This window comes from Nocardia sp. NPDC059154 (assembly GCF_042755705.1).
GTDB lineage: Bacteria > Actinomycetota > Actinomycetes > Mycobacteriales > Mycobacteriaceae > Nocardia.
In genome coordinates, this window is the sequence record NZ_JBHZCS010000033.1 from 70183 (window position 1) to 77281 (window position 7099).

5 protein-coding genes and 1 pseudogene are annotated in these 7099 nt (G+C 64.1%); 3 read left to right on the top strand and 3 right to left on the bottom strand.

Going from position 1 to position 7099, the window contains the following annotated elements; translation table 11 throughout:
- Positions 1-132: 132 nt before the first annotated feature.
- From ACFXN1_RS26950 to ACFXN1_RS26960, 3 genes are all read left to right on the top strand, one after another.
- The gene (locus tag ACFXN1_RS26950; RefSeq protein ID WP_379441619.1) at positions 133-1335 is read left to right on the top strand and encodes a cobalamin-independent methionine synthase II family protein; all 1203 of its coding nucleotides are present in this window, start codon (positions 133-135) and stop codon (positions 1333-1335) included.
- Between the two features lie 407 nt (positions 1336-1742).
- Entirely contained in the window at positions 1743-2996 is a 1254-nt protein-coding gene (locus ACFXN1_RS26955; protein ID WP_379441620.1) for an acyl-CoA dehydrogenase family protein, read from the top strand.
- A gap of 80 nt (positions 2997-3076) precedes the next feature.
- Positions 3077-3565, top strand: a complete 489-nt coding sequence (locus ACFXN1_RS26960; RefSeq protein WP_379441622.1) for a flavin reductase family protein — start codon at positions 3077-3079, stop codon at positions 3563-3565.
- Between the two features lie 219 nt (positions 3566-3784).
- Here the strand turns inward: ACFXN1_RS26960 and ACFXN1_RS26965 are convergent, their stop codons facing one another.
- The 3 genes and pseudogenes from ACFXN1_RS26965 to ACFXN1_RS26975 form a co-directional block, all read right to left on the bottom strand.
- On the bottom strand, positions 3785-5050 hold the full coding sequence (locus ACFXN1_RS26965) for a Glu/Leu/Phe/Val dehydrogenase (protein WP_379441623.1): 1266 nt from the start codon (positions 5048-5050) through the stop codon (positions 3785-3787).
- Position 5051: 1 nt separating this feature from the next.
- Complete coding sequence (locus ACFXN1_RS26970; RefSeq protein ID WP_379441624.1) at positions 5052-6380, bottom strand: aspartate aminotransferase family protein; 1329 nt, start codon at positions 6378-6380, stop codon at positions 5052-5054.
- Positions 6373-6981: pseudogene (locus tag ACFXN1_RS26975) on the bottom strand (aldehyde dehydrogenase family protein); the annotation flags it as partial. The gene ACFXN1_RS26970 and the pseudogene ACFXN1_RS26975, both read right to left, overlap by 8 nt.
- Positions 6982-7099: the final 118 nt, after the last annotated feature.

Consider the following 7099-nt stretch of genomic DNA (forward strand, 5'->3'; position numbering starts at 1 on the left):
GGTGCCGCGCCCCCCGGATCGTCATGCGTTTCACCAAGTCCAACAGACATGTTGGCTCCTCCGGCGGAGCGCGAAAACGCTTAGCGTGTGACCGAGACGCAAATTCTCTGCGTCCAGGTGAAAGGATAATTGGTGAAGCGCAGCGAAAACCGAATTCTGACCAGCCATGCGGGCGCTTTGCACATGCCAAAGGACCTGCAGGAACTCGTTCTGGCCGAGTGGCGCGACGAGCCGCGTGATCAGGACAAGATTGAGCGGCGCCTGACCGAGTCCGTCGACGAGGTCGTTCGTAAGCAGACCGATGCCGGTATCGATATCGTCAGCGACGGTGAATTCACGAAATCTTCGTGGATGGGCTATGCCTCGCAGCGACTGGACGGCATCGCGGTCCGCCCCGGTGTCACCTGGTACGACGCCAAGGGGAAAGTCGGGCAGTCCAAGGACTTCCAGGATTTCCAGGACTTCTATACCGAGGCCTCCGACCACATGACCTGGTTCGACCCCGGCGCCGAGACCGAGGCCCGCAAGTGGGCGATGTCCTTGGAGAGCATCTGCGAGGGACCGATCAAATATTCAGGGCAGGCAGCGATTGCACGCGATATCGCAAACCTCAAAGCCGCGACTTCTGCCCAGAATGTCGAAGAAGCATTTCTTCCGGTGGTCGCGCCCGGCAGCGTGCAGCCGTGGATCCGCAATGAACACTACTCCGACGATGAATCGCTCTTCGCCGACCTGGCTGCGGCACTGAAAGAAGAATACAAAGCGATCATCGACGCAGGGCTGATCTGCCAGATCGACGATGCCTTCATCCCCGGTGAATGGGATCGCCGCATGCTGGACCCCGACTGGGATCTGGACCGGTACAAGCGGTGGGTCAACATGGCCGTGGAAGCCGTCAACTACGCGATCGACGGACTCCCCGAAGATCGTATCCGGTACCACATCTGCTGGGGCAGCTCCCATAAGCCGCACTCGACCGATATTCCGCTCTACGAAATCGTCGAATACATTCTCAAGGTCAACGCTCAGACCTATGTGATCGAGGCCGCGAATGCGCGTCACGAATGGGAGTGGAAGGTCTGGGAAGACGTCAAGCTCCCGGAGGGGAAGATCCTGATGCCCGGCGTGCTGGAACACGCCACGTACGTCATCGAACATCCCGAAACGATCGCCCAGCGCATCCTGCGCTTCGCCAGCGTGGTCGGGCGTGAGAACGTCATCGCCGGTACCGACTGCGGGCTCCGCGGCCGCACACATCCTCAGATCGCCTGGGCGAAGCTGAAGGTCCTCGGCGAGGGCGCGGCGCTGGCGTCCCGCGAGCTGTGGCGTAAGTAGCCACCGCCTCGGCGTGGCAGGGATGACGCCTGCTCGCCCAAGCGTCTCCAACGAAATCGAAATCGTCATCGACAACTACATCAAGTCCACCCTCCCCGCGTGCAGCTGTCCCCCTCTCTGGCTGCCCGCGACAGGCGGGCGCGGCGGCACCGGACTGCCGCCGCGCCCGCCTTTTTCTGTCGTGCCGGCGGCCACCATAACAATCTCCCACGACGCCGTGCACGTACCAGAAACGGACTCTGCCAGCAACTGCAGGAAGGAGGCTTCCGCCGATTACCCCGCACGCTGTCATACCCGATCCCGATTGTCCGCCCATTGTGTAAGGCAGCGTCCACAGTCGCCAATATTGACCGATTCGTCTCATATCCTGTGAATCTACGGCGATCCATCGCGCCGTATTCACACAATTGGAAACAGTCATTCTGTTTGGAGACCCACGAATGATAGAGCCCATTATGGCGGATACTACGAATTCAACGATCGAAAGCGACTCGCCAACCCGGGCTGAACTTGTCGCCCGGGCCACTGCACTGGTTCCCTTGCTGCGCGAGGACGCGGCCGAGGCAGATCAGGAACGGCGTCTGACCCAGCGGGTCGTCGACGCCATCACTGAGGCCGGTCTCCTGCAGTTGATGACCCCCAGGCGCCTCGGCGGCCTCGAAACCGATCTCTCGACGGTGCTGGAGGTGGTCGGCGAGCTCGGACGCGGCGACATGTCCACGGCTTGGGTCGCCGGCGTACTGAATTTCACTGCGTGGCAGGTCGGAACGCTCGGCAAGCAAGCACAGGACGATGTGTGGGCCTCGAACCCGCGGGCACGGATCTGTTCGGTCCTCGCACCGACCGCCGAATACGAGCGTGCGGATGGCGGCATCGTTGTGACCGGGCGGTGGCCTGTGGCATCGGGCTCGCAGATCAGCGAATGGGCGTTTCTCAGCGTGCCCATGTCGTTCGGTCCGCAAGGCCCCGAGCTCAGCGCGGCGCTCATTCCGATGAGCGAACTGACAGTCCTGGACACCTGGAATCCGGCCGGTGTCCGCGGTTCGGCCAGCAACACGATTGTCGGCAAGGAGATCTTCGTGCCCGAGCATCGGCTGATGCCGATCCGTCCGGCACTGAACGGCGAACGGCCCGAATCGCATTCGGGCGAACCACTGTACATTTCGTCCTTCGCCGGGATCGCCTCGATCGCGACGCTGGCGCCACAGCTGGGTCTCGGCTCCGCGGTGTTCGAAGCGGTGACCGATCAGTCACAGGGCCGGCCCGTACCGACCGCGGGGTTGATGGACCAGTCCGAGTCCTCAGCTTTCCAAATGCGAATAGCCGACGCCGGGGTCCGGATCGACACTGCCTGGCTGCTCGCGCGTCAGGTCGCCGCCGAGGTGGATGCGGCCGCCGCCACCGGAGGCTTGCCGGACGATGGCAGCCGCGGTCGGGCCAGGATGTACTCCTGCTGGGCTGCCGAGCTGGTTCATGACGCTGTCGAAACGCTGATTTCGGAGTCCGGCGCGTCGGCTCTGATGGATGGCAGTCCGCTGCAGCGGATGTGGCGAGACAACTCCACCGCCGCCCGGCATACCGCCTACCGCATCGACCCTGTTCGAGAGCTTTATGGCCGAATCCTGCTCGACAAGGGCCCGGGCAACGCACTGCTCTTCTGAACCAAACAGCCGCACCCGCGGCGCCCAGTGTCCGCGATCGAACTCGATCCCGCAGGGCGCCCTCTTCGAAAGGATTCCGCATGACCGCCGACAGCACGATCGCCGACGTCTTTCGAGACGTGATGGCAGGAGTGTGTACTCCCGTCTCGGTCGTCACCGCAATGCACGGTCGCCGCCCGCACGGCACTACTGTCAGCGCATTCGCTTCGCTTTCCATGGACCCGCCCATGGTCCTGGTATCGCTCGACAACCGCTCCGACCTGCTCATGCTGGTGCGCGAAACCGGCCGATTCGGACTCAACATCCTGGCCACCAACCAAGTGGCCTGTGCTACGGCGTTCGCCCGTAAGGGACCCGACAAATTCGTCGGCATCGATTGGCGAGAAGAAGAGGGTGTCCCCCGGATCGACGGCGTGGCCGGATGGGTCGTATGCGAGGTCGCCGAACTGGTCCCAGGGGGAGATCACACCGTCGCGCTCGGCAACGTGGTCGCATCTCACACAACAGGCGGGGCACCGCTTACCTATCACCGTCGTAACTTCGGTACACACGCAGACCACGTCGCCTGATCTCCGTCGAGTGGCCGACGGCCCCATCGGCCACTCGATAATGACTGCCGCACAACAGTTTTCGTCATCCGAATCGACCTGGCCGCGCATCAATTCCTTGCGCGGCCAGCGCCCGAGACGGTCCGGCTCGCGAGCCTCGGCAGCGCGTCGGCGCACTCGAGGCTCGCGGATTCCGTCGAGTGGTCGATGGCATAGCGCTACCGACCACTCGACGCAGGCCTACGGATACAGTCCGCGTCTGCGGTGTGCGTTGGCCACACGTTCGACGGCCAGACAGGTTGCCGCTGTACGCAGTGGCAACTCGCGCTTCTGGGCGTAGGCGTTGACGCCTTCCCAAGCAGCCGCCATGCGGTCGGCGAGACGGGCCTCGACCTCGTCGAGGCTCCACCAGTACGCCTGATTCGCCTGAACCCATTCGAAATAGGACACGACTACTCCACCGGCATTGGCGAGAATGTCGGGGACCGTGAGGCGGTCAGCTTCCTGGAGGATGCTGTCCGCTTCCGGCGTCGTCGGTCCGTTGGCGCCTTCGACAATGACCCGCGCGGCGATGCGATGCGCGTTGCCTGCGTGGATCACGCCCTCCACGGCCGCGGGAACCAGCAAATCCGCCTCGGCGAACAATACGTCGTCGCGATCGACGGCGTCGACACCCGGGAACCCGGTGACCGATCCGAAGTGGTCGACATGCTCTTCCAGCGCCAACACATCGATGCCAGAGCTCGATAGCAGACCACCGTACGCATCGGCGACCGCGACGATACGAACACCGGCCTCCGCCAAGAAGCGCGTAACGTATCGCCCCACTTTGCCAAATCCCTGCACAGCTGCTGTGGCCGTGTGCGATTCGATTCCCCGGGCCCGCAGAGCCGCGAGGGCGATATGCACGACGCCGCGCGACGTGGCCGTTGTGCGCCCGACCGAACCACCCAGGTCGACCGGCTTGCCGGTCGCCACACCCAGCACGGTACGACCGCGCTGACTCGAGTAGGTATCCATCAGCCATGCCATGGTGTTCTCATCGGTCCCGATATCCGGTGCAGGAATGTCGAATTCCGGTCCGATCAGCGGTGAAATCTCACTGGTGAACCGACGGGTGACGCGCTCCAGCTCGGCCTGACTGTATCGGCGGGGATCGATTCTGACGCCTCCCTTCGCTCCCCCATAGGGAACGTCGAGAAGCGCGCATTTCCAGGTCATCCACATGGCCAATGCGCGAATCTCGTCCAACGTCACGTCCGGCGAGTAGCGAAGCCCGCCCTTGCCCGGTCCACGCGAAAGATTGTGCTGGACACGGTATCCGGTGAGCAGCTCCACGGCGCCGTTGTCGCGGCGCAGCGGCACGCTGACCGTCAGTTCACGACGCGAGCTTGCCAGCATGTCGTAGACGCTCTCCTCGTATCCGAGGATCCGCACCGCCTCGCGCAGTTGAGTCGTGGCAGTCACCAGCGGTTCCGCGTGTTGCTGGGTCACTGCGACAGCCACGTCACGCTCCAACGGTCAAGGTCAGCGCTGTGTCGAAAATGGCAATGGCCTCTGCTACTTCGTCTGCCGATGCAGTCAGCGGTGGCACGAGGTGGATACGGTTCGCGTTCGGTAGTGTCAGCAATCCCTGCGACCGACATGCGGCGGCAACCCTGGCGACTCGGGCCGCGGGCAGCGGCGTACGACTGTCGCGATCGGCGACAAGCTCGACAGCCCAGAACGCTCCCACGCCCCGGACATCCCCGATACGGTCGTGCCTGCCGGCGAGTTCGGCAAGTTGCGGAGCGAAGACTTCCCGGCCGAGCGCGTCCGCATGATCGACGATATGTTCGTCCTCCATGGTTTGGATCGCAGCGACCGCCGCCGCGCAGGCCAGCGGGTGACCCGAATAGGTCAGCCCGCCCGGATAGGGTCGCTCCGCGAAGCTGGCGAAAATCTCCTCGTTGATCGCCACACCACCGAGAGGCACGTAGCCAGAGTTGACGCCCTTGGCAAAGGTGAGGAGGTCCGGAACGACAGGCCCGTGTTCAACGGCGAACCACCTGCCCGCGCGACCGAATCCCGCCATCACCTCGTCAGCGATGAGCACTATCCCGTACTCGTCGCACAGCTGCCGAACACCCTGTAGGTAACCCGGCGGCGGAACCATGATGCCCGCTGTGCCCGGAATCGACTCGAGGACGATTGCGGCGATCGTGGTCGGACCCTCCAATTCGATCACCTGCCGCAGATGCAGCAGCGCACGCTCGCATTCCTCGGATTCCGTATTCGCGGCGAACACCGAGCGGTAGAGATAAGGCCCGAAGAAGTGCACCACGCCCTGGGTACCCGAATCGTTGGGCCATCGGCGCGGATCGCCGGTCACATTGACCGCGAGCTGGGTGCCGCCGTGATAAGAGCGGTACCGCGACAACACCTTTGGCCGCCCGGTGTGCAGCCGTGCCATGCGGATGGCGTGCTCGTTGGCGTCGGCGCCGCCGTTGGTGAAGAAGATCCGGTCCAGCCCGTCGGGAGTATGCGAGGCGATCAGCCGCGCGGCTTCGGACCTGGTTGCGTTGACATGCGCGGGTGCGACCGTAGCGAGCAGGCCGGCCTGTTCCTGGATCGCCTGTACGACCCGCGGGTGCTGATGACCAAGGTTGGTGTAGACGAGCTGGGAGGTGAAGTCCAGCAGCGATTTTCCTTCTTCGTCCCACACGTAGGAGCCCTCCGCGCGGGTGACGGTCATCGGTGTGCGACCGACCTGTGCGGACCAGGAGTGAAAAACGTGACGTCGGTCGAGCTCGATGGCGCGCGCGATGTCCTTCTGCAGCATGGCGATATCAGTCATTGCGCGGGAACCCCAGTTCGATGCCGCCCTCGGGGCGGTTGGCCGGATCGATCCACCGGGAGGTCACAGCCTTTCCCCTGGTGAAGAAATGCACGCCCTCGGTGCCGTGGGCGTGGGTATCGCCGAACAACGACTGCTTCCATCCTCCGAAGGAGTAGTAGGCGACCGGGACCGGCACCGGCACGTTCACACCGATCATCCCGACCTGGACGTCCGCTTCGAAACGGCGTGCGGCGCCACCATCATTGGTGAAGATGGCGGTGCCGTTGCCGTACGGGTTGGCGTTGATCAACGCAACCGCGTCGTCGTAGGTCTTGACCCGGATCACCGACAAGACGGGTCCGAAGATCTCTTCGCGATAGATCTCCATGTCCGTCGTCACGTTGTCGAAAAGCGTAGGACCGAGCCAGAATCCGTCGCTTTCCCCCTTCGCCTGCACGCCGCGACCGTCGACCACGAGCTTCGCGCCCGCCGCTTCACCAGCATCGACAAAGGCGGCGACACGGTCGCGGTGTGCCCTGGTCACCAACGGGCCCATCTCGGAATCCTCCGACGCGCCGTCACCGACGACGATGCCGCGCGCGCGATCTGCGATCTTGGCGCCCCGCCCCCCCCCCCCCTAACCCCCCCCCCCCCCCACCCTCCTCCCCCCCCCCCCCCCCCCCCCCCCCCCCAAGCCCCCCCCGCCCCCTACATCCCCAACCCAACTCACACCCACG

Bases quoted from the DNA above. Each gene is read 5' to 3' on its own strand.
- ACFXN1_RS26960 (WP_379441622.1), top strand. From the start codon at position 3,077: ATGACCGCCGACAGCACGATCGCCGACGTCTTTCGAGACGTGATGGCA.
- ACFXN1_RS26970 (WP_379441624.1), bottom strand. From the start codon at position 6,380: ATGACTGATATCGCCATGCTGCAGAAGGACATCGCGCGCGCCATCGAG.